The organism is Bradyrhizobium sp. STM 3557 (genome assembly GCF_045571465.1).
GTDB lineage: Bacteria > Pseudomonadota > Alphaproteobacteria > Rhizobiales > Xanthobacteraceae > Bradyrhizobium.
Window position 1 is genome coordinate 4,211,995 of record NZ_CP120697.1, and the last position, 22,777, is coordinate 4,234,771.

The window sequence follows — 22,777 nt, forward strand, 5'->3', positions numbered from 1 at the left end:
GGAGATCCCGATGAAAACCCTGTTCGCCGTGGCCGTGCTCCTGCTTGCGAGCAGCGCCGCACGGGCGCAGTATCAGTTCGAGTATAATGGCCAGACCATCCGCATCGATCCCGATCGCGGCACGGTCTCGATCCCCGGCGTCTATGATAACACCGGCGAGAGGGCGAAGCGGCCGCGCCGCATGCAAGACACCGCGCGCAAGCAGCCGCCGCGCGAGGCGAGGAGCGACAATCGTCAGAAGCTTCCATTGCAGGCCGCGCCCGCTGACGCTGCGGCCGCGCCGCCCGCCCCATCCACGGCGCTTCCATCGGCAGGAGCAGCAGCAGCCGCTGCGCCCGTCGCTCCCGACCAGCCCTCGACGCCTCCTGCTCCACAGCGTCTACAAGAGAGTGCGCCTGCTTCGTCAGTTGCACCGCTGTCTGCAGCACGCCCAGCACCGGCGCAGGCCGCCACAGCGCCTGCTCTGCCGGCACCGCCATCGCCTGATGTGGCGCCTCCCGCACGCGATCCAAACTCGCCTGTCGGCATCTGGCTGACCGAGGAGAAGGAAGGCAAGATCCGCATCGAGCCATGCGGCAGCAATCTCTGTGGCTATGCGGTCGACGCCAAGTCCAACGAGAATCGCGAGCAGATCCTGATCAACATGCGCCCGGGTCAGAATAAGGTGTGGAGTGGCCGCATCTTCGATCCGGACAGCGGCAGCACCTACGACTCCACCATCGCGCTCAAAGGATCCGACAGCCTGCGGGTGCAGGGCTGCGCGCTCGGCGGCATGTTCTGCGGCGGCCAGACCTGGACGCGGGTGAACTGATGTTTCACGGCTCGGCAGCAGGCCGGTGCAACCTCCGCTGCGAGACACTCAAATTAAAACGCGCGACCTTGCGGCCGCGCGTTGTAGTGCAAACGGCTTGCGCGCGGTTAGCCTATCGGGCCGTCATATTCCGCGTCGGTGACATGCTCCATCCAGGTGACGTGCTCGCCGTTCAGCGATTCATGCATCGCGACATGGACCATGCCGGTGGTCGGCGCGGCGCCGTGCCAGTGCTTCTCGCCCGGCGGAATCCAGACCACGTCGCCGGCCTTGATCTCGCGGATCGGGCCGCCCTTGGCCTGCACGCGGCCGACGCCCTGGATCACGTAGAGCGTCTGCCCGAGCGGATGGGTGTGCCAGGCCGTGCGAGCGCCGGGCTCGAACGCGACCCGCGCCGAGGCGACACGGGCCGGGGCCTGCGGCGTGATGATCGGGTCCTGCCAGACCGTGCCGGTGAAGCTTTCCGCCGGCGCGCGGCGGGTCGGGCGCGAGCCCGCGAGATAGACATCAACCATGGCGTTGCCTCGTCCTGTTGGCTTCTGGTGGAATTACTTCTTCGACGCAGCGTAGCGCGCTTTGGTCTCGGCGTTCATCGGATAAAGTCCTGGCAGCACCGCGCCCTTGTTCACCTCCTCGACGATCCAGGCTTCCATGCGCTCCTGCTCCGGCGCCTCGGCCAGCACGTGGTCGAGCATCGCCTGCGGGATCAGCACCGCGCCGTCCTGGTCGGCGACCACGACATCGTTCGGGAACACGGCCACCCCACCGCAGCCGATCGGCTCGCCCCAGCCGACGAAGGTCAGGCCCGCGACCGACGGCGGCGCGGCAAAGCCGTCGCACCACACCTGCAGGCCGGTGCCGAGCACGCCCTCCACGTCACGCACCACGCCGTCCGTGATCAGCGCGGTGACGCCGCGCTTGATCATGCGCGCGCACAGAATGTCGCCGAAGATGCCGGCATCCTTGACCCCCATCGCATCGACCACGGCGATGCAACCGGCCGGCATGGCCTCGATCGCGGTACGGGTCGAGATCGGCGACGACCAGGATTCGGGCGTCGCCAGATCCTCGCGCGCCGGCACGAAGCGCAAGGTGAAGGCGGGTCCCACCAACCGCTTCTGCCCCGGACGCAGCGGACGCGCGCCGCGCATCCAGACATTTCGCAACCCCTTCTTGAGCAGGACCGTGGTGATGGTCGCAGTGGTGACGTGAGAGAGGGTTGCGATCGCTTCGGGGGAGAGAGACATCGTTGGACTTCGGCTCCAATGGAGAATGAGAAGATAGGCGCGCATCTTGCGGCGCGCGGCCCGCGCGTCAAGTGGCGCACCATGCCATCACCGCATGGTGTGTGATCGGCTTTCCGATAATGTCGACTTATCGCAGGACATCGCTTTAATTTATTGAATCACCGAGAGATTTTCGCAAAGGGCAATTTCCCTCGCGTGCAAAAACCGCTACAGCAGATGAGATCGCTTGCTGATGTCTTCGAGGTCATGGCCGACGCCCTTCCCCCTCCCCGCCTGCTGCCGAGTGGCGACAGCGCCGTCACCGTCGAGTTCAGCCGCACCATCGACGATGCCGCCAACAGCAAGGTTCTGGCGCTGGACCGCGCGCTGCATGACGCCGCGATCGCAGGCATCACCGAGACGGTGCCGACCTATCGCTCGCTGCTCGTCCACTACGATCCCTCCGTTATCGACTACGAGACGATCGGTGCACGCTTGCTCAGCTTGGCGACCGGGCCATTGTCGCTTGCCGGCAAGACAAGACGTTGGCGGGTCCCGGTGCATTATGGCGGCGAGGACGGTATCGATCTTGAGGACGTCGCCAAGGCTTTGAAGCTCACACCGGACGATGTGATTGCTCGTCATGTGGGCGGCCAGTACCGCGTCGCGATGATCGGCTTCACACCGGGCTGGTCCTATCTGTCGGGCCTCGATCCGTCGCTGCAATTGTCACGCCGGCAAAGCCCGCGCCTGCTGACCCCGGCCGGCATGATCGCGATTGGCGGCATCCAGACCGGCATCCAGTGCCTGGCCGGCCCGAGCGGCTGGCACATCCTCGGCCGCACCCCGATCAGGACCTATCAATTGCACCGCGAGCCGACCTTCCTGCTCGAGCCCGGCGACGAGGTCACTTTCTACGCCGTCGACGCCAAGACCTTCGCTGCGCAGGACAAGGCGGCCGAGGCCGGTGAAATCATCGCCGAGCAGGTCGCCGCATGAGCACGCTCGTCGTCGCCTCCATCGGTCCCGCCAGTTCGGTCCAGGATGGCGGCCGCTTCGGCGCCCAGCGCTACGGCCTCACGCCGTCGGGCGCGATGGACAGACTGTCGCTGGCGGCCGCCAACAGTCTGGTCGGGAACCCACCGCTGGCGGCAGCGATCGAGATCGGCCCGTTCGGTGCGGCCTTCACGGCCAAGGGCGGCGCGGTGCGCGTGGCGCTTGCGGGCGCGCCGCGGCCGGCCGACGTCGCCAAACGTCCGGTCGAGCTCAATACGTCGGTCACGCTCGCTGACGGCGAAACCCTAACGCTCGGCTTCGCGCGGGGCGGCTCCTTCAGCTATCTGGCGCTTGAGGGCGGCATTGAGGGCGAAGCAATCTTTGGCAGTCTTTCCGTGAATGCGCGTGCCGGTCTCGGAAGCCCCTACCCGCGGCCGCTGCAATCAGGCGATTCATTCGTGGTACAGCCGGCCAGTGAAGCGCCGGAGCGGCGGATCACGCTGCCGGCGGCTCGGTCCGGGCCGATCCGTGTCGTGTTCGGTCCGCAGGACGACGAGTTCACCGACGAGACGAAGGCGCTGTTCCTTGGCAGCGACTGGAAGATCTCGGCGACCAGCGACCGCATGGGCTATCGCCTGGAAGGCCCCGCGATCCAGCACCTGGGCGGCCACAACATCGTCTCCGACGGCACCGTCGACGGCAGCATCCAGGTCACCGGCAGTGGCGCGCCGATCGTGCTGATGTCCGATCGCGGCACCAGCGGCGGTTACCCCAAAATCGCGACCGTGATCTCGGCCGATTTCGGCCGGCTGGCTCAAACACCGGCCGGCACCGGCTTTCGCTTCAAGTCGGTGTCAATGGCCGCGGCGCAGGCGGAGGCGCGCAAGTTCAAGGATTTGTTGCAACGCCTAGCCGATCACGTCACCGATATCGAGACGATGGAGTTTCGCCACGATGCCCTGATGACCGCTAATGTCGCGGGCCATGCCGTCAGCGCGACGGATGCGGCGACCTGGCATGCGGCGACGCTCGATTAGTTCAATCGCGGTCAGCTCATAAATAGCGGAGACGCCCATGACCAGCATCGACCTCAATTGCGACCTCGGCGAAAGCTTTGGCCCCTGGGAAATGGGCAATGACGCGGCCATGATCGAGCTTGCGACCTCGGTCAACGTCGCCTGCGGCTTCCATGCCGGGGATGCCGACATCATGCGCAAGACGGTGGAGATGGCGAAGGCGCGCGGCGTCAGCGTCGGCGCCCATCCCGGCTATCGCGACCTGCACGGTTTCGGCCGTCGCCCGGTGCCGGGCATGAAAGCGTCCGAGATCGAGAACCTCGTCGCCTACCAGATCGGCGCGCTGCAAGCGATCGCGACCGCCGCCGGCCACAAGGTCACGCATGTGAAGGCGCATGGCGCGCTCTCCAACGTCGCCTGCGAGGACGACATGACCGCGCAAGCAATCGCCAATGCGATCAAGGCGGTGGATCCCAATCTGATGTTCGTGGTGCTCGCCAATTCCAAGCTGGTCACCGCCGGCGAGAAAGCCAATCTGCCGCTGGTGCATGAGGTGTTCGCGGACCGTGCCTATGGCGATGATGGCCTGTTGGTCTCGCGCAGCAAGCCCGGCGCGGTGCTGCATGATCCCAAGGTGATCGCCGAGCGTGTGGTGCGAATGGTACAGGACGGCGCGGTGGTCTCAGTCACCGGCAAGGTGATGAAGATGCGGACCGACACGGTGTGCATCCACGGCGATACCGCCGGCGCCGTCGAGATCGCCCGCGAGGTGCGCAAGGCGCTCGATGCCGCCGGCGTCAAGGTGGCGCCGTTCAAGACGGCGGTCTGATCAGAACGGATGGACCGAGGTGGTGCCGAGCGCAATCCCCGCGATCAGGGCAAAGGCACTGAAGAACGCGATCAAGGAGAGCGCGGTGCCGGTCCGGTCGCGATCGGCACGTTCATGAACGCTGGCGCGAAACGCTGACAGTGAACGCATGGGGCCGGTCTCCTCGCGGGTCACCTGCCACATGAAAGGGCTGCGGCAGCCGGATGCAAGACAACGCCGAAAATAGTGACAACCGCTCTGCGGCGTCGCACAAACGCGACACAAAATTCCCGGTTTTGCTAACCACCGAGAATTTTGTTTGTTCCATCCGAGGGGACCGAAAGCCCGAAATAAATCAATACACGTCCTGCTGGAACCTGCCCTTCTTCTTGAGATCGGCGACGAAGGCGATGGCCTCATCGGTCGAGCGGGCGCCGAACTGGGCGATGATGTCGACCAGCGCTCGTTCGACGTCCTTGGCCATCCGCTTGGCATCGCCGCAGATATAGAGATGCGCGCCTTCCGCAAGCCAGGTCCACAGCTCCCGGCCGACCTCGCGCATGCGATCCTGGACGTAGAATTTCTTGGCACCGTCGCGCGACCAGGCCAGCGACAGCCGGGTCAAGAGGCCGGCGGTCTTCATCGCGTTGAGCTCGTCCGAGTAGAAGAAATCGCAGTCGCTGCGCTGGTGGCCGAAGAACAGCCAGTTCTTGCCGGGCGCACCGGTCGCCTTGCGATCGAGCAGGAAGGCGCGGAACGGCGCTACGCCGGTACCCGGGCCGACCATGATAATCGGGGTCTTCGGGTCAGACGGCAGCGCAAAGCCGTGCGCCTTCTGCACATAGACCTTGAGCTTGTCGCCCGGGTTGATGCGTTCAGCCAGGAACGTCGAGGCGAGCCCAAGCCGCTTGCGCTTGTTGATCACGTAGCGCACGCAGTCGACCGTCAGTGACAGCCGACCCGGCGTCGCATTGTGCGACGAGGAAATGGAATAGAGCCGCGGCTGCAACGGCTCCAACGCCTCGACGAACGCTTCGGGGTGCGGGCGCACGCCCGAGAACTTCTGCAGCGCGGCCATCACGTCGAGCGTCGCGGCATCGCCGTCCGGATCCTCGCCTTGCGCCAGCGCGCGTGCCTTTTCGCGCTGCGCGCCGCCAGTGATGAAGGAGATCAGCTCGAACAGCTTGTCGGGTGCCGGCGCCAGCGAGACGTCCTCGATCAGGCAGTCGCGCAGAGTCTTGCCGTTCACCTTGGTGGTGTGGGAGGCGCCGAGCAGCGCGATGATCTGATCGACCAGGCCAAGATCGTTCTTGGCAAAGATGCCGAAGGAATCGCCAACGACGTAGTCGAGACCGCAACCCTCCAGATCGAACTCGATGTGCCAGGTCTCTTTCTCCGACCCCTTCTTGTTGAGCAGCCGCCGCGACAGGAAGGTCGCCTCGACCGGATTGTCGCGCGAGCGGCCCGGCTCGTTGACGACCACGGACACGGCGGCCGGCGCGGCCTGCGATGCGGTCGGTTTCGCCGCAGGCGCTGGTGCCTTGTCGAGTTCCTCATAGAGCGTCTTCAGCATCCGCGCGGTCTCCTTGCCGCCGGGGACGCAGAGATTGAGCCGCGCCTCGCTCTTGCTCGCGATCGCTTCGGAGTAGTCGTGACAATTGTAGCCGCACTGGCCGCAATCCTGCTGCGCCATTGCCGCCATCATGCGCCGCCGCAAGGGACGCCCTTCGGCGAGCTTCATGCGCTCGGCGATCGGCAGGGTCTGATCGTGCCAGGGCGCTTCGCCATCGTCGCCGTCACCGGCAGGCGCCAGCATCGCAGCGTTCTGCTCCGGCGCCAGCGGCGTCGAGCCGTCGAGCCCGAGCGCGCCGGCCAGGAAGCCATTGAGCCAGGAGCGCTGGGCTTCGGAGAACGGAGCGCCCTGCGGGATGATCTCGATCTTGGAGGGAGGCGTGATCTGGTTCATGCGGACACCTGTGCGTCGGCGAGCTTGCGCAGCGTTTCGCCGTCATGGCGGCGAGCGAAGGTGAGGAACGGTTCGTCAGGAGACGCGCGGTTGGCGAGATAGGCTTTCAGCAGCCGCTCGACCGTCTGCGGCGCGTCCTCGGCCTTGAGGTCGTGATAGACCTCCTGTCCGATTTCGGCCTGCGGTCCGAAACCGCCGCCGGCGAACAGATGATAGCCTTCGACGGTCTCGTCACCTTCGCCAACGGGCACTTTTGCAGCGATCAGGCCGATATCGCTGATATAGTGCTGCGCGCAGGAGTGATGGCAGCCGGTCAGATGAATGTTGAGCGGCGTATCGATGTTGACCCTGCTCTCGCACCAGTCGCCGATCTCGGCGGCGTGGCGCTTGGTGTTCGACGCTGCGAACTTGCAGCCGGCATTGCCGGTGCAGGCGATCAGCCCGGCGCGGATCTGCGAGGCCTCGACCGACAATCCAAGCTGCGTGATCGCAGCCGAGGCGAGCGCCACGTTCTCGTCGCGGACACCGGAGATCAGCAGGTTCTGCCACACGGTCAGCCTGATCTCGCCATCACCAAGGTCCTGCGAAATCTTCCCCAGTCCCCGCATCTGATCGCAAGTGAGCTTGCCGACCGGCAGCACCACGCCGATCCAGTTCAGCCCGTCCTGTTTCTGCTTGTGTACGCCGATATGGGCCATGCGGTCGGCCTCGGGACGCGGCTTGAGCGCTTCGTCCGGTACGCGCGCCAGCTTGCGGCCGAGCTTGGCCTCGACCGCTTCCATAAATTTGTCGACACCCATGCTGTCGAGCACGTATTTCAGCCGCGCCTTCAGCCGGTTGGTGCGGTCGCCGGTTTCGATGAAGACGCGCACGATGGCATCCGCCACGTTGGTCGCATCCTCCGGCTTCACCACGATGCCGGTCGGCTTGGCGAAATCCTTGTGGCCTGTGATGCCGCCGACGCCGAGCTTGAACCACACGCCCGCCTCGACACCAAACCCGTCCTTCACCTCGACCGCGGTGAACGCGATGTCGTTGGTGTCCTCCAGCGCGGCGATCTTACCGGCGCCGTCGAAGGCGACATTGAACTTGCGGGGCAGACCGTAGAGCGAGCGGTCGTTGAGGATGTGATAGTGCCATTCGCGGGCATAGGGGCGCGTGTCCAACAGCTCCTGCGGATCGATGCCGGCGGTCGGCGTGCCCGTGACATTGCGGATGTTGTCAGCGCCTGAGCCGCGCGCGGTCAGGCCAAGCTCGCTCAAGCCTTCGAGAAAGGCGACGCTGTGCTTGGGCGGAATCTCGCGCAGTTGCAGATTGGCGCGCGTGGTGACGTGGCTGTAGGGGCCACAGAGCTGCTCGGCGAGATCGGCAAGGCCCGACAGCTGCCAGTGCTTCATGATGCCGTTGGGAATCCGCAGGCGCGCCATATAGGAGTCCTGCGCCGGTGCGACATAGAACAGCCCGTAATAGCGCCAGCGGAAATTGTCGGCCGGCGATGGCGCGGCGTTCTTGCGCGCCTGCTCCTTCAGCCGCTCATAGGCATCGAACGGATGCAGCTCGCGCTTGAACCTCTCCTGGTCGGCCAGCTTCTTGCCCGATGCCGTGACCTTGTCCTGCGCCTTGATATGTGCGGCCTCCGGCCCCGTCGGCTCGGCCGGTGACGAACCTGCCGCACCACCAAAACCACGGCCGGCCTGACTGACCCGCAGGCCCGCGGCAAGCCCTTCCAGATAGCGCTTCTGTTCGTCGGAGAAGTCGACTGACAGCGTCTCGATTTTCATAGCTAGGACGAAGCTCCTGCTGCCACGGCTGCGGTGGCGCCAAAGGACGTATTGGGGAACCGACCATCAGGAGCCGACCGGCGTTGTCGCCGTTCACTCCCTCAGGGGCTCCGGCCAGCTTCGTTGCTGCGGAAATCCATCTGGGATTTGCGGACGGCGGCATCTGTGGCGGCCGACCGCAATGCAACATACAAATTGCGTGCCAGCTTTGGCCGTCAGAAAAAATGAGGAAATTCAAGGCCATGGAGCAAAGCCCTGAGATGGCCTACCCCGCCGTATGCCTGCGAAAAGCGTGCAAACAGCCTAGATGTTAGTCGCTCGCAAATATTGCGTAAGAAATAGGCAGAACAGATCAAGGCTTCCAGCGGCTGATTGCAAAGGCGTTCAGATGGCCCGCAATATCGGCCGGATCGAATGACGGTCCGGCGAATGCCCCAACGCCGTCCTTGGTAGCGTTGTCGCCGGTTACCGGACCAAGGATGGTCTCGTAGATGTCACGCCGGAACACGTCCATCGCCGTGCGCAGCGCGTTCGAGCTCAGCGGTGTCTGGCCCCAGCGCACCATCTGCGAGTAGAGCCACGCCGCCTGGACGGGATCCGGGCGTGCCGCCTGCTCCCGTCCGACCAGCAGATAGTGCGCGCTTTCGCGCACCGTTCCGTCCGGCGAGATCTTCAGCCGGCCCTCGAGCGTGCGCTGGATGGTTTCGGCGGCCACGCCGATGCGCTCGGGCCGGGCCAGGATAGCCGCGGCGTCACTGCGATTGGCTTCGATAAAAGCCCCCGCACGGGCACAGGCGCGGACCAGCGCCGCCACCGCGTCTGGATTTTTTTCCGCCCAGCTCTGCCTGAGCGCCAGCACCTTCTCGGCCGCATGCCCAAGAATGTCGGAGCCGAAGTGCAGGATGTGACCACGGCCCTGATCGACCGCGATCGAGTTCCAGGGCGCGCCGACGCAGAAGCCGTCGACATGGCCGCTGGCCAGGCTGTCGACCATGTAGGGCGGCGGCAGCACCACAAGCCGCACATCCTCATCCGGATCGACTCCGCCGGCCGCCATCCAGAACCGCAGCTGGTAGTTGTGGGTGGAGAACGGGAACGTCATGGCGAAGGTCAGCGGCTCCGCGCCATCCTTGCGCCGCCTGGCGACGACACGCGCCAGCGCCAGCGCTGTCGCCATCGGATCGAAGCGGTCACCTTCGATGTTCGCCATGAGTTCGGCCTGCAGTGCCGGCGACACGGTGATGGCGTTGCCGTTGACACCGAGACTGAAGGGAGCCGCGATCGGCACCTTCACGTGCCCGATACCAAGGCTGGAGGCGATCGCCACCGGCGCGAGTAGATGCGCTGCATCGAACAGCCCAATATTGAGCTTGTCGCGCACGTTCGACCACGACACTTCGCGTACCAGGGTCACATCAAGACCCTCGGCCGCGGTAAACCCGTGATCGACGGCCACGATCAGCGCGGCAGCGTCGACCAGCGGAATGAAACCTATGCGAAGCGCGCCCGTCATTTCAGGATCTCCGACGCGGTCAGGATCGATTGCGCGATCTCGCCGATCTTCTTCTTCTCGCGCATCGCCGTGGAGCGCAGCAGGACATAGGCCTCCTCTTCAGTGAAGCCTTTCATTTTCATCAGAATTCCCTTGGCGCGGTCGATCACCTTGCGATCCTCCAGCGCCGACTTCGCCCGTTCCAGCTCGTCCTGCAGCTTGGAGAAGGCATTGAAGCGGGAGATACAGAGGTCGAGGATCGGCTTGATGCGCTCCTTCTTCAGGCCATCGACGATGTAGGCCGAAACGCCGGCCTCCACCGAGGCCTGGATCGAGGCAGCGTCGCTCTGGTCGACGAACATCGCGATCGGCCGGCGCACCGCGCGGCTGACCTGAAACATTTGTTCCAGCACGTCGCGGCTCGGATTCTCCAGGTCGATCACGATTACATCGGGATCCAGCGCATAGATTCGCGCCAGCAGCCCCTGCATCTCGCTGATATGCACGACACCGTTAAAGCCGGCTTCACGCAGCCCCTCTTCCAGGATAGCAGCGCGGATGGGACTCTCATCGACAATGACGATTTTGGGCGATTGGTCGGCGCTCATCGATCACTCAGGTCTTCGGCCCATCATCCATACCACGGTCTATTCCGCCTCAAAGCCTTGTCTTTATGGGCAATTCGGACTAGCTGACGCCCATCAATCAGGCAGATTCAGACATGTCGCAGGCCGCCGCGCCCAAAATCAGCTTTGTCTCGCTCGGATGCCCCAAGGCCCTCGTGGATTCCGAGCGCATCATCACGCGGCTGCGCGCCGAAGGCTATGAGCTCGCCCGCAAGCATGACGGCGCCGATGTCGTCATCGTGAACACCTGCGGCTTCCTCGACAGCGCCAAGCAGGAGTCGCTGTCGGCGATCGGCTCGGCCATGGCGGAGAACGGCAAGGTCATCGTCACCGGCTGCATGGGCGCGGAACCCGAGGCGATCGAGAAAGCCTATCCGGACGTGCTGTCGATCACCGGGCCGCAACAATATGAGAGCGTGCTGGATGCCGTGCATCGCGCGCTGCCGCCGGTGCATAACCCGCATCTCGATTTGGTGCCGCCGCAGGGCATCAAATTGACGCCGCGCCATTATGCCTATTTGAAGATTTCCGAGGGCTGCAACAATCGCTGCAGCTTTTGCATCATCCCCAAGCTGCGCGGCGACCTGGTCTCGCGCCCGGCCGCGGACGTGCTGCGCGAGGCGGAGCGGCTGGTCGCGGCTGGCGTCAAGGAACTCCTGGTCATTTCGCAGGATACCTCAGCCTACGGCGTCGATCTGAAATATGCCGAGAGCGCGTGGAAGGACCGTTCCGTGCGGGCCAAGTTCATCGACCTCGCCCGCGAGCTCGGCGAGCTCGGCGCCTGGGTGCGCCTGCACTACGTCTACCCCTATCCGCATGTCGACGAGGTCATCGGCCTGATGGCCGACGGCAAGGTCCTGCCTTACCTCGACATTCCCTTCCAGCACGCGAGCCCGAACGTGCTGAGGGCAATGCGGCGCCCGGCCGCGCAGGACAAGATGCTCGACCGGATCAAGGCCTGGCGCGCGCAATGTCCGGACCTCGCGCTGCGCTCGACCTTCATCGTCGGCTTCCCCGGCGAGACGGAAGCCGATTTCAACGATCTGCTCGATTGGCTGGATGAGGCCGAGATCGACCGGCTGGGCTGCTTCAAATACGAGCCGGTGGCCGGCGCCACTTCCAACGCTCTGCCCGACCAGGTGCCTCCCGAGGTCAAACAGGAGCGATGGGACGCGCTGATGGCGCGGCAGCAGAAGATCTCCGCGCGCAAGCTGAAGCGCAAGGTCGGCACGCGCCAGCAGGTGATCGTCGATGAGGTCGGTCCCACCGTCGCCAAAGGCCGTTCGAAGGCCGACGCTCCCGAGATCGACGGCGCTGTCTATCTGTCGAGTCGCCGCCCCCTGCGGGTCGGCGAGATCGTCACCGCCAAGATCGAGCGCGCGGACGAATACGACCTCCACGGCACGGTCGCCGGGTTCTGACGGGGCCGGCGCGCGGGCGAAATTCAGTGCGCGCCGCTGGCGACCGAGCGTACCGCCCAGAGCTTGAGCAGCCGGTGTGCTTCGTCCGCGGTGAGTACGGCGTACTTGCTCTTGAGCTTGGCCAGCTCATCCGGATTGGTCGCGCCCGACATGAAGCGGCTGTCGAGCACGGCGACCACCGTCTCCCATTGCAGGCCGGCAGCCTTGCAGGGAATGAGAATGCCGTCGCTGCGCAGGCTCTGCATCAGCGGACGCACCACCTCTAAGCTCGAGCCTGACAGTTCGGCCAGTGCCGCTGTGGTGTCCTCGTAACGGTGCTGCCTTGCAAATTCGAGCAGCACTGGCTCCGTCAGCTTGCCTTCCTTCTTCAGTCGCGCGGCGAACAGCTTGGCTCCGGCAAAATCGCGCGGCCGGGACATCTCCCGGTCGGTTTCGGTCTCGGCTGCGGTGATGGCGCTGCGGATTTCCTCATAGAGATGCGGCGGTGCGCGCGATAGCAGCCGCGCCCTCACCGCCTCGGTCGCGCCGCGCAGCAGCTTCCGCCGCAGCTCCGGCGGCAGGTCGGCCCGGATCCCGGTCTCCACCGCAAGCTCGGCATCCCCCAATGCATCCCTGACAATCGCGGCAAAGCCGGCGGCCGAGAGACGCGCGCCAGGATTCTTGATCAGGCGCAGCATGACGCTGCGGTAGCGCCGCTTCAGCAGCTCATCGCTGACGATCTCCTGCAGCCACCAGCGCCCGGCGATCGCAAGCAGGTGCTGCTCGCTCTTGGTCCTTGCGATCTCGATCAACGCATCGGCACCGAGCTTGGGCGATTCCGACAATACCGGCCCGGCAATGGAAATCTCGTCGTGATGCGCCAGCCTGCGGATCAACGCGGCCGGCGCCTGCGACAACGGCGCGAGCTGGGTGCTGAGCTCCGCAAGCGCGATGCGCGCACTGACGTCGGCGAGCGCGCGCAGCTCGATCGTATTGACGAGGCGCTCAAAAATGTCGGCGAATAGCGCGTGTTGCTCGAGGTCGAAGCTGGCTGCGGACGCGACGAACAGGGCCGTCACGCGCTCCGCCATCTCGCAGCAACGTTCGGCGGAGCCGGCGGCAATCGCCGCCGCCACCTCGTCGGCGATCGTGAGATTGGAGTTGGACATCGCTCGTCCTGAGCGCTCGCTTCCAGTTGCAGCGCGAAGGTAAAGGCCGAGCCTAAAAGTTTGGTAAAATTGTAGATAACCTGGCGGCCGTACTGATACGGCCAAAGCTGCTGCCGAAGGCTGCTGCCGCCAAAGCTGCCCGGACCGCGATGGGCAAAATCGGCCTATCGGGCTCCCATACCGCCTTGACATCGCTGGTTTCGCGCCTGTATGGCTGCGGCATGATCCTCAACCGGACCAACCGCCGCGCCGCCGCATGCCGTCGTCACCGCCGTGACGATGCCGGGGCGCGCCATGTCCGAGGACGATGCTGATCAGCTAACCGCTTCAGCTTCCAGTTTTCGAGAAGGCCGCTCCCACCCGGAGCGGCCTTCTCGCTTTTTGGCCACAGACTTCCATCCCACACGCAGGAGAGTTCGAGATGCTGAGCAATACCCATCCGTACGACGCGCTGATGGAGATCACCGCTCGCCCCAAAACGGTATTCGTCCAGGGCAAGGGCTCCTGGCTGTGGGACGATGACGGCAAACGCTATCTCGACTTCATCCAGGGTTGGGCCGTGACTTCGCTCGGCCACGCACCTCCCGCCGTGGCACAAGCTCTTGCCGAGCAGGCCAATCGGCTGATCACGCCAAGCCCGGCCTATTACAACGACGTGGCCCTGAAGCTCGCGAAGGCGCTGGTCGATCAATCGTGCTTCGATCAGGTGTTCTTCGCCAATTCCGGTGCCGAAGCCAACGAGGGCGCGATCAAGCTCGCGCGCAAATACGGCTCCTTGCACAAAGGCGGCGCGTTCGAGATCATCACCTTCGAGGGCGGCTTCCACGGCCGCACGCTCGCCACCATGTCAGCCTCCGGCAAGAAGGCATTCGAGCCCTTGTTCGAGCCGAAGGTGCCGGGCTTTCCCAAGGCGCGGCTCAACGATATCGGCTCGGTCGAAGCGCTGATCAGCGACAAGACGGTTGCGGTGATGCTGGAGCCGATCCAGGGCGAGGCCGGTGTCTGGCCCGCGACGGACGCCTTCCTGAAAGAGCTGCGCGCGCTGACGCAGCAGTACGGTCTGCTGCTGATCGTCGACGAGATCCAGACCGGCATGGGGCGAACCGGCAAGCTGTTTGCCTATGAGCATGCCGAGATCACGCCCGACATCATGACGCTCGGCAAGGGCATCGGCGGCGGCGTGCCGCTGGCCGCATTGCTCGCAACCGAACAAGCCTCGTGCTTCGAGCATGGCGACCAGGGCGGCACCTTCAACGGCAATCCCTTGATGTGCGCGGCCGGTCTCGCCGTGCTGGGCGAGATTGGTAAACCGTCCTTCCTGAAATCCGTCACAGACGCTGGTCTCTACCTGGAAAGCGAGCTGCAGCGGATCTCGGCGCGGCACGGGCTCGGCGAGGTGCGCGGACGCGGCCTCCTGCTCGCGCTCGATCTCAAGCTGCCGATCGCGATGTCCATCGTGGCGCAGGCTTTCGAGGCTGGGCTGCTGCTCAACGCCCCGCGCCCGGACTCCCTGCGCTTCATGCCCGCACTCAACGTCACCCGCGCCGAGATCGACGAGATGATCGGCCCGCTCGATGCGATCCTGACCAAAGCGGGCGTCGCGCGGCGGGTGGCCTAGCCACCTGCCCTGCGGCGATTTTGATTTCCAGATTCGGAGCTTCGATCCCTCCCACGAGGCTCGGTAGCAAACTTGTTCGTTCACTCCAGCAGTAGGATACCAGCATGAACATTCGCGTCGGCATTGTCGGGATCAGCGGTTTTGGCGGCGGCGAGGCGATGCGCCTGGTCGCGAGCCACCCGTCGTTCGAGCTCATCTACGCCGCGGGCGAGGGCAGCGCCGGAAGCCGGTTGGTGGACCGCTTCCCCGGTGTGCCGGCCAAGCTGGCCGAGCTGGTGATCGAGAAGTGGGACCCTGTGACTCTGCCGAAGCTCGACCTGCTGTTCGCGTCACTGCCCACGGGCGCCTCGGCCGAGGCGCTGGCGCGCGTCCCCAAGGACGTGAAGATCGTCGACATCGGCGGCGACCACCGCTACGTCGAGGGTTGGGCGTACGGCTTGGCCGACGTCTGGCCAGCCGAGATTGAGGGTCAGACCCGCGTTGCCAACCCCGGCTGCTTCCCCGCGGCGACGCTGAACGCGCTGGCGCCGCTGCTGGTCAACAAGCTGATCGAGCCTGGCAACATCGTGATCGACGTCAAGACCGGCATTTCCGGTGCCGGCCGGGGCGGCGCCGACAGCAAGTTCGGCTACGCCGAGAGCAATGAGAACTTGCTGCCCTACGGTTTGCTCAAGCACGTCCACATGCCCGAGATTGCCAAGACGATCGAGCGGCTGAGTGGCGGCAGCGCGGGCGGGCTGGTGTTCACGCCACATTTGGTGCCGATGACCCGCGGCGTGCTCGCCACCATTTACTGCCGCGGCCGCGCCGCCACGGGCCAGTGCCTGGATGCGGCTAGGGGCTTCTACGCCGGGCGGGCGTTCGTCCGTGTGATCGACAAGCCGCCGCAGACCAAATGGGCGACCGGCTCGAACCTTGCGTTCGTCAGCTATGCCGCCGATCCAGAGCGAAACCTGGTGATCGCGATGGGCGTGGTCGACAATCTCGGCAAGGGAGCGGCCGGTCAGGCGGTGCAGAATGCGAACCTGATCTGCGGCCTGCCGGAAACCGCAGGGCTGGACGGCGTACCTGTTTGGCCCTGAGATCGTCTGCGAGTCCGTGTTGTCAGTCGTTGCTTGGTGGCCTGTGATAGCTTTTTGGATTTGTTCGTCAGGATAGAACGTGCCCGTGAACGTTGCCTGCCTGGTCGATCGGCTGAGGCGATTTGCTTGTCTTCACGCCCCGTGCTTGATGGCCCCTTGAAGAGGTGACATCATCATGAGCATGGGTTTAGACCGCAAACCGCAGGTACGCCGGACGACGCCGCCGTTGGAAAGTGTCGTTGCGAGCTGGTACGAGAACGCCAGTCTACTCGATAGCTACAGCATTGACTTGAGTGCGTCGGAACAGGCGAGCATGCGTGAGCTGGCGACGCGGACGCTTGTCAATCCACCCGCGTGGCAAAAAGCGTTGATCGCCCTGCGCGACGCCATGGTTACGCCCTTTGGCATCAAAACCTCCGATACGGTCAGGACGTCCCGGGACAGCCATGAACGGGTGGACTTCTTCCCGGTGCACTGGGAGGGCAAGGACGAAATCGTGCTCGGTACGGATGACCGACACCTGGACTTCCGGCTATCTCTGCTCCGACGCCATTCTCCAATGGGCACGTTGCTCATCGCGACGACCGTTGTGCATACCCATAATGCCTTGGGCTTCACCTATCTCAACGCGATCAGGCCTTTTCATCACCTCGTGGTCAGGGCCAACCTTGCACGCTGTGCACAGACACAACTGCAGTAGAGCACGGTTGGGAGAGCCGGAACCAAGCTGCCGATCGCGAGGTCGATCGTGGCCCAGGCTTCGAGGCCGGCTGCTGCTCAATGCGGCCCCGGCCGGACTCCCTGCGCGCGATCCCGGCGCTCAACGTCAGCCCGGCGCGTCAGCGCAGCAGCCGTTTCACAAAGTGCTAGGCTGCGATGGGCGTCTTCCAACTCTTTTGGGCTGGACGAGTCACCTGCGGAAGATTCCGCCCACTACACTGTGCACAGCGCCGCCGATCGCGCCGATTGGACCGCCGACACCACGCGAATAGCGCGCACGGCCCCCAGCGCGACGACGGGCTTGATGGTCAGATTTGCCAGCCTCCCTCGCAGCCTCCGTTAGGACCTTGTGCTGGGCGGCATTGAGGAAACCGGTCGCGGGGTAGCCGTGCTCCTCCTGCCAGCGCGCGATGGCGGCGCGAGTCGAGTCGTCGAACTTCCCATTGATCTTGGTGTCGAACCCGAGCCTAGTTAGCCCACGTTGCACTTGTCGACGCTTGGCCTTGGTGAGGCCGATCTGATCCTCGGTCTCCTTGGTCGCGTCGCTGGTGGCGATCACCGTATCGGCGGGTGCCAACGTTTCACGGGGTGTGTTGCTCAGACCAGCCGTAGCAACGTGCGCGCTGTCGACGATCGCTAGGATAGACAATGCCAGGATCAAGGCACGCATGGCCTTTCCCTCGCCCCTGAAGTCTGCCGATGATTTGTTCTCGAAAATAGAGATACACCGCGCTGCCCCGAACCATCAATATCGGGCGGCGCCACTCCGCTTCGTTGGGGGGTAACTGTGGTCCATGGCACACGGTTCCCCAGCCTCGAGCCGATTGTTACGCCGCATCGCACGCTGGGGGCATGCGATGGGCGCACCGCTAGCTGCATCCAAGGCGCACACGGTTACGACGCCGTGCGCCCTGCGCCGCTGCCTGATGGGTTACCGACAACCTCCATCAAGCCAGCGCTAGCAAGCGCCTCAATGGCGTGTTCTCCGGCAGAGATCGAGCGACTATCAACTTCATCTCCATGCTTGTCCAGATATTGGTTGACCATCAGGACGAGCGCTATCAAGACCTGATTTCCACTGTCGCTCATGACCTCATCCCGTCAAGGCTTCAATATCGACGCTCCCGTGGTGGCGCGGCTTTCGAGGTCGGTGTGGGCCTTGGCCGCATCCTTCAGCGCATAGGCGTGATTGATCGGCACGTGCAGCTTGCCGCTGATCACGGCTGCAAACAGCGTATCGGCGCCTTCCAGGAGCTCCGAGCGCTTGCCGATATAGTCGTTGAGCTTGGGCCGGGTCGCAAACAGCGAGCCGTGATTGTTGAGCTCGGCGATCGAGAACGGCGGCACCGGGCCGGAGGCGTTGCCGAAGCTGACGAACATGCCGCGCGGCTTCAGGCAGGACAATGAGCCCGGAAAGGTCGCCTTGCCGACGCCGTCATAGACCACGTCGCAGCCCTCGTTGCGGCTGATCTGCTTGACGCGCGCGACGAAGTCTTCCTCGTTGTAGAGAATGACGTGGTCGCAGCCATTGGCGAGCGCGAGGTCGGCTTTGGCGCGCGATCCGACCGTGCCGATGACATGCGCGCCCATGGCCCGCGCCCATTGGCAGGCGAGCAGCCCGATTCCGCCGGCCGCCGCGTGGATCAGCACGCGATGATGCGGCTCGACCTTGAAGGTCTTGTGCAAGAGGTACCAGACCGTCAGCCCCTTGAGCATCAACACCGCGCCCTGCTCATAGGTGATGTGGTCGGGCAGCTTGACCAGGCGCTGCCAGGCGATGTTGCGCTCGGTCGCATAGGCACCGAGATTATCGTAATAGGCGACGCGATCGCCGGGGTGGAAATGCGTCACGCCGGGGCCGACCGACAGCACCTCGCCGGACGCCTCGTTGCCGGCGATGAACGGCAGGCCGGGCGCCTTGTACAGGCCGGTCCGGTAGTAGACGTCGATGAAGTTCAAGCCGACGGCATGCTGGCGGATGCGCACCTCGCCGGGGCCGGGTGCGGCGATCTCGACCGGCTCATAGACGAGCGCCTCGGGACCCCCCACCTTGTGCACGCGCACCGCCTTGGCCATCTCGGTCGTCTCCTTCCATCGCCGGCGCGCACGGCTTCGATCGGGACGCCGGCCGTAACGCGATAATACAAATACCTGATTCTCATGAGATTTCAGGCATGGCAGGGCCGGCCGCCGTCACGCCTTGACTGGTCGGCGCCGGTTCCATCAAGCGAAGGCGATCAGGACAGGCTTGTCAACTCGACGCCCGTGGCCGCAACGTTCTATCGAACGCGCTTCCTGCGGTTGCGCGAGGCCAGCACGTTGAAGAACTCGACGGCGACGGCAAACGCGATTGCGAAGTAGATATAGCCGCGGGGAATGTGGAAATGGAATCCGTCCGCGACCAGCGCGACGCCGATCAGCACGAGGAAAGCCAGCGCCAGCATCTTGGTGGTCGGATGGTTCGCCACAAAACGCGCCACCGGCCCCGAGGAGACATACATGATCACGACCGCGATCACGACCGCCGCGATCATGATCTCGAGCTCCTGCGCCATGCCGATCGCCGTGATGATCGAGTCGAGCGAGAATACGAGATCGATGATGATGATCTGCAGGATGACCAGGGAGAAGGCGCGCGCGCCGCCGCTCTTCTGCTCGCCCTCTTCCTCGCCCGCGTCCACCTCGGCATGAATCTCGTGGGTTGCCTTGGCGATCAGGAACAGGCCGCCGCCGATCAGGATCAGGTCGCGCCAGGACAGGTCGAAGCCAGCAACCGTCATCACCGGTTGCGTCAGGCCGATTAGCCACACCAGGATGCTAAGCAGCAGGATCCGGAACAGCAGCGCCAGCGCCAGCCCGATCTGCCGCGCCCGCGTCGCTTGCGGCTGCGGAATGCGCGACACGATGACGGACAGGAAGATGACGTTGTCGATGCCGAGCACGATCTCGAGCGCGGTCAGGGTCAAGAGCGCAGCCCAGGCTTCCGGGGTGGTCAGGAGTGCCATCATGCCTTGAGCGATCTCAGCAGCCGGATCGCCGAGTCGCTGGCGACGATGTAGAGGCCGATCGCACAGAGCAGCGCCACGGTCGGGACACCGACGGCAAAATCCCACAACAGAACGTGGGCGACGAGCAGCGACCACAGCGTGACCAAGGACAGGGTCAGCCACCGCAAACGCCGCACGCGCACCGGATGGATGACGTGAAACGGCACGAAGGTCAGCGCGATCAGGATGGCCACCAAGAGACTTGCCAGCACCGGAGAAGGATGCAGCAGGAACAAATAGAAGGCGGCGATGTTCCACAGGCCCGGGAAGCCGCGAAAATGATTGTCGTCGCTCTTCATGCGGCGGTCGGCGAAATACAGCGCTCCGGTCACCGCGATGGCGACGCCGAGCACGGGCGCGGCCAGCGGCAGCAGCATGCCGCTCGTCGTGATCGCATAGGCCGGCACGAACACATAGGTCGTGAAATCGACGACGAGGTCGAGCACCTCGCCGGACCAGTCCGGCTGCACGTTCACCACGTCCAGCCGCCGCGCCATCGGACCGTCGAGGCCGTCGATCGCGAGCGCCACGCCGAGCCACCAGAACATCGCGGTCCAATGTTCGCGCACAGCCTCGAGCGTCGCAAGCAGCGCCACACCGGCCCCAAGTGCGGTGAACACGTGCACCGAAAGCGCCGCCGCGCGCCGCGCCTTCGTCACCGCGATTGGTCTCGTCTGTCCCACCTGGTCCATAGCGGCGGCAGTGCTAGCAGGAATCGGGACCAATTGCACATCGCCGGTTGCGGCTTTGCGCCGCGCAGGCGGATGGAACGGGCTTGAAAAAGCCGGTTGGACGGTCAAATGTCCTGGGTATGACAGACACTCCCACTTCCTTCGATGTCGCCGTCGTCGGCGGTGGCCCCGCGGGCCTCACTGCTGCGACCGCGTTGGCGCAAGCCGGAGCCAGCACGGTGCTCGTGGCGCGCCGTGCGCCCTATGCCGACAACCGCACCACCGCCCTGCTCGGCGGCTCGGTCGACTTCCTCGATGCTCTCGGTGTCTGGCAGCTCTGTCATGACAAGGCCGCCGCGCTCAAGACGATGCGGCTGGTCGATGACACCGGCCGGCTGATCCGCGCGCCGGAAGTCCGCTTCAGCGCGAGCGAGATCGGGCGCGACATGTTCGGCTACAATATCGAGAACCGCACGCTGGTCGAGGCGCTGGAGCAATGCGCCGCCGCCTGCCCTGGCCTGACCCGGATCGCCGAAGATGCCGAAATCGTGGTGCCGGACGCGGAGTCGGTCACCATCACGACGGTCTCGGGCCGGTCGGTCACCGCGCGGCTCGCCGTCGGCGCCGACGGACGCCATTCGCTGTGCCGCGAGGCCGCCGGGATCGGCGTGAGCCGCCGCGAACTCGGACAGACCGCGCTGACCTTCAACATCACCCATGCGCGGCCGCATCACGGCACGTCCACCGAATTTCACACCCCGCATGGGCCGTGCGTGTTCGTGCCCCTGCGTGGGGACCGTTGCAGCATCGTCTGGGTCACCACGCCGAAGGAAGCCGAACGGATGTTCGCGCTCGACGACGAGGCGCTGTCGGCGGCCGCCGAAAAGCAGTCGCACTCGATCCTCGGCCGCGTCCATGTCGAGCCCGGGCGCCACATGTTTCCGCTCTCGATCGAGCGGCCGCGTCGCTACGCAGACCGCCGCATCGCGCTGGTCGGCGAAGCCGCCCATGTGGTGCCGCCGATCGGCGCGCAAGGCCTGAATCTCGGTCTGCGCGACGCGATGGATATCGCTGACATCGTCGGCAAGGCGATTACGGCTGGCGAGGATATAGGTGCGCCGCTGGTGCTGACGCGCTATGCGGCGGCACGCCGCGCGGACATCCTGAGCCGCACCTTCGTGATCGATGTCGCCAATCGCTCGCTGCTCAGTGACTTCCTGCCGATGCAGTCGCTGCGCGCTGCCGGCATGCACGTGCTCGGCGCGATCGGGCCGCTACGGCGGCTCGCGATGCGCGAAGGCTTGGCGCCATCGTGGCGCACCGATCGCCGCGCCAGTTAGCAAGCCTCACGGAAACACCAGTCGTCCGCTCTGGATCAACCACATTACGCTGGTCAGCGTGACGACGGATGCAAAGGTGCCGATCAGGACCGCGACGGAAGCGGGCTCGATCCAGGTCTCGTTCTGCCGAGCGATCACGAACACGTTGAGCGCGGGCGGCAGCGATGCCATCAGCACCGCGGTCGCGGCCCATGGCTGCGCGAACGGACCGAACAGCAGCATCAGCGCAAATGACAGCAGCGGGTGGATGACGAGCTTCACCGCGATCACCCCTGGCACTTCCCATGGCACGCGCTCGAACGGACGCAGCGCCACCGTCACGCCGAGCACGAACAGCGCGCTTGGCGCGGCGGCGTTCTGCAGGAACTGCAAGGTACGGTCGAGCGCGACCGGCGGCTGAAAATGAACGGCGGCAGCGAGCGCGCCGGCGCAGGTCGAGACGATCAGCGGGTTGAATACGATCTGCCGCACAACTACACGCATTGCATGCAATGCGGAGGGATGATCTTTGTCGGTCAGCTCGATTAGGAGCGGCACGATCGAAAACAGGAAGATGCTGTCGCAGCAGAAGATCAGTGCGGTCGGCGCCGCCGCTTTGGCCCCGAGCACCGCGAGCGCGAGCCCCGGCCCCATGTAGCCGATGTTGCCATAGCCTCCGGCAAGCCCCGCCATCGTCGCCTGGCGCAGCGACAGCTTGGCCGCAAAGCGCCCGACCGCAAGCGCGACCGAGAATGCGATCATGGTCGACAGCGTGGTCGCAACCAGGAACGGCGGATTGTTGAGTTCGGCAAACGGCGTCTTCGACATGATGCCGAACAACAGCGCCGGCAGCGAGACGTAGAGCAGGAAGAAGTTCATCCAGGCGAGCCCGGTGTCGGGCAGCTTCTTGAGCTTGCCGCAGGCAAAGCCGATGAAAACCACGCCGAAATAAGGCAGCGCGAGGTTCAGAATATCGATCATGCGGAGGGGGCTGACGGGGGATTGGCGGGAACGCGGGGCTTGGGGATG

Annotated in this window: 23 protein-coding genes; 9 read left to right on the top strand and 14 right to left on the bottom strand. The window is 64.8% G+C overall.

What is annotated here, in order from left to right; all coding sequences use genetic code 11:
• The first annotated feature begins 10 nt into the window (after positions 1-10).
• On the top strand, positions 11-811 hold the full coding sequence (locus P6U24_RS19150; RefSeq protein WP_407154083.1) for a DUF2147 domain-containing protein: 801 nt from the start codon (positions 11-13) through the stop codon (positions 809-811).
• 107 nt (positions 812-918) lie between these two features.
• Here P6U24_RS19150 and P6U24_RS19155 read toward each other — a convergent pair whose 3' ends face one another.
• The gene (locus tag P6U24_RS19155) at positions 919-1,326 is read right to left on the bottom strand and encodes a cupin domain-containing protein (protein WP_407154084.1); all 408 of its coding nucleotides are present in this window, start codon (positions 1,324-1,326) and stop codon (positions 919-921) included.
• Positions 1,327-1,359: 33 nt separating this feature from the next.
• Complete coding sequence (locus tag P6U24_RS19160) at positions 1,360-2,058, bottom strand: ribonuclease activity regulator RraA (protein WP_407154085.1); 699 nt, start codon at positions 2,056-2,058, stop codon at positions 1,360-1,362.
• Between the two features lie 246 nt (positions 2,059-2,304).
• Here P6U24_RS19160 and pxpB point away from each other — a divergent pair, with 246 nt between their 5' ends.
• From pxpB to P6U24_RS19175, 3 genes are read left to right on the top strand one after another with little or no spacing between them, the layout of a single operon-like run.
• Entirely contained in the window at positions 2,305-3,036 is a 732-nt protein-coding gene (pxpB, locus tag P6U24_RS19165) for a 5-oxoprolinase subunit PxpB (protein ID WP_407160515.1), read from the top strand.
• Entirely contained in the window at positions 3,033-4,070 is a 1,038-nt protein-coding gene (locus P6U24_RS19170) for a biotin-dependent carboxyltransferase family protein (protein ID WP_407154086.1), read from the top strand. The genes pxpB and P6U24_RS19170 overlap by 4 nt, the downstream gene beginning before the upstream one ends.
• A gap of 37 nt (positions 4,071-4,107) precedes the next feature.
• The gene (locus P6U24_RS19175) at positions 4,108-4,878 is read left to right on the top strand and encodes a LamB/YcsF family protein (protein ID WP_407154087.1); all 771 of its coding nucleotides are present in this window, start codon (positions 4,108-4,110) and stop codon (positions 4,876-4,878) included.
• Here P6U24_RS19175 and P6U24_RS19180 read toward each other — a convergent pair whose 3' ends face one another.
• From P6U24_RS19180 to P6U24_RS19200, 5 genes are all read right to left on the bottom strand, one after another.
• Positions 4,879-5,028, bottom strand: a complete 150-nt coding sequence (locus P6U24_RS19180; protein ID WP_407154088.1) for a hypothetical protein — start codon at positions 5,026-5,028, stop codon at positions 4,879-4,881.
• Between the two features lie 184 nt (positions 5,029-5,212).
• Entirely contained in the window at positions 5,213-6,823 is a 1,611-nt protein-coding gene (locus P6U24_RS19185) for a sulfite reductase subunit alpha (protein WP_407154089.1), read from the bottom strand.
• Positions 6,820-8,604 (bottom strand): NirA family protein, encoded by a 1,785-nt coding sequence (locus P6U24_RS19190; protein WP_407154090.1) that lies wholly within the window; start codon positions 8,602-8,604, stop codon positions 6,820-6,822. The genes P6U24_RS19185 and P6U24_RS19190 overlap by 4 nt, the downstream gene beginning before the upstream one ends.
• A 352-nt stretch (positions 8,605-8,956) precedes the next feature.
• Positions 8,957-10,117, bottom strand: a complete 1,161-nt coding sequence (locus P6U24_RS19195; protein WP_407154091.1) for a CmpA/NrtA family ABC transporter substrate-binding protein — start codon at positions 10,115-10,117, stop codon at positions 8,957-8,959.
• Positions 10,114-10,704 carry an ANTAR domain-containing response regulator gene (locus P6U24_RS19200; RefSeq protein ID WP_407154092.1) on the bottom strand — a complete coding sequence of 197 codons (591 nt, stop codon included), beginning with the start codon at positions 10,702-10,704 and terminating at the stop codon, positions 10,114-10,116. The genes P6U24_RS19195 and P6U24_RS19200 overlap by 4 nt, the downstream gene beginning before the upstream one ends.
• Positions 10,705-10,817: 113 nt before the next feature.
• Between P6U24_RS19200 and rimO the strand changes: the two genes are divergently transcribed.
• On the top strand, positions 10,818-12,143 hold the full coding sequence (gene rimO / locus P6U24_RS19205) for a 30S ribosomal protein S12 methylthiotransferase RimO (protein ID WP_407154093.1): 1,326 nt from the start codon (positions 10,818-10,820) through the stop codon (positions 12,141-12,143).
• 23 nt (positions 12,144-12,166) lie between these two features.
• Here the strand turns inward: rimO and P6U24_RS19210 are convergent, their stop codons facing one another.
• Positions 12,167-13,291, bottom strand: a complete 1,125-nt coding sequence (locus P6U24_RS19210; RefSeq protein ID WP_407154094.1) for a DUF2336 domain-containing protein — start codon at positions 13,289-13,291, stop codon at positions 12,167-12,169.
• Positions 13,292-13,712: 421 nt separating this feature from the next.
• On the opposite strand from P6U24_RS19210, the gene P6U24_RS19215 reads away from it, so the two are divergent.
• The 3 genes from P6U24_RS19215 (at position 13,713) to P6U24_RS19225 (ending at position 16,691) form a co-directional block, all read left to right on the top strand.
• Complete coding sequence (locus tag P6U24_RS19215) at positions 13,713-14,909, top strand: acetylornithine transaminase (RefSeq protein WP_407154095.1); 1,197 nt, start codon at positions 13,713-13,715, stop codon at positions 14,907-14,909.
• A gap of 104 nt (positions 14,910-15,013) precedes the next feature.
• Entirely contained in the window at positions 15,014-15,991 is a 978-nt protein-coding gene (gene argC / locus P6U24_RS19220; protein ID WP_407154096.1) for an N-acetyl-gamma-glutamyl-phosphate reductase, read from the top strand.
• Positions 15,992-16,166: 175 nt separating this feature from the next.
• Positions 16,167-16,691 carry a DUF2867 domain-containing protein gene (locus P6U24_RS19225; protein ID WP_407154097.1) on the top strand — a complete coding sequence of 175 codons (525 nt, stop codon included), beginning with the start codon at positions 16,167-16,169 and terminating at the stop codon, positions 16,689-16,691.
• Between the two features lie 210 nt (positions 16,692-16,901).
• On the opposite strand, the gene P6U24_RS19230 is transcribed toward P6U24_RS19225, so the two are convergent.
• The 5 genes from P6U24_RS19230 to pcsA all read right to left on the bottom strand — a co-directional run bounded on the left by P6U24_RS19230 (position 16,902) and on the right by pcsA (position 20,450).
• Entirely contained in the window at positions 16,902-17,381 is a 480-nt protein-coding gene (locus P6U24_RS19230; protein WP_407154098.1) for a peptidoglycan-binding domain-containing protein, read from the bottom strand.
• A gap of 224 nt (positions 17,382-17,605) precedes the next feature.
• Complete coding sequence (locus P6U24_RS19235; protein ID WP_407154099.1) at positions 17,606-17,800, bottom strand: hypothetical protein; 195 nt, start codon at positions 17,798-17,800, stop codon at positions 17,606-17,608.
• 12 nt (positions 17,801-17,812) lie between these two features.
• Entirely contained in the window at positions 17,813-18,787 is a 975-nt protein-coding gene (locus P6U24_RS19240) for a quinone oxidoreductase family protein (protein WP_407154100.1), read from the bottom strand.
• A gap of 203 nt (positions 18,788-18,990) precedes the next feature.
• Positions 18,991-19,719, bottom strand: coding sequence for a TerC family protein (locus P6U24_RS19245; RefSeq protein ID WP_407154101.1), 729 nt, complete (start codon positions 19,717-19,719; stop codon positions 18,991-18,993).
• Complete coding sequence (gene pcsA, locus P6U24_RS19250; protein WP_407154102.1) at positions 19,716-20,450, bottom strand: phosphatidylcholine synthase; 735 nt, start codon at positions 20,448-20,450, stop codon at positions 19,716-19,718. The genes P6U24_RS19245 and pcsA overlap by 4 nt, the downstream gene beginning before the upstream one ends.
• Positions 20,451-20,569: 119 nt before the next feature.
• Between pcsA and P6U24_RS19255 the strand changes: the two genes are divergently transcribed.
• Positions 20,570-21,769, top strand: coding sequence for a UbiH/UbiF family hydroxylase (locus P6U24_RS19255; RefSeq protein ID WP_407154103.1), 1,200 nt, complete (start codon positions 20,570-20,572; stop codon positions 21,767-21,769).
• Between the two features lie 6 nt (positions 21,770-21,775).
• On the opposite strand, the gene P6U24_RS19260 is transcribed toward P6U24_RS19255, so the two are convergent.
• Positions 21,776-22,729 (bottom strand): AEC family transporter, encoded by a 954-nt coding sequence (locus tag P6U24_RS19260; RefSeq protein WP_407154104.1) that lies wholly within the window; start codon positions 22,727-22,729, stop codon positions 21,776-21,778.
• Between the last annotated feature and the right edge of the window lie 48 nt (positions 22,730-22,777).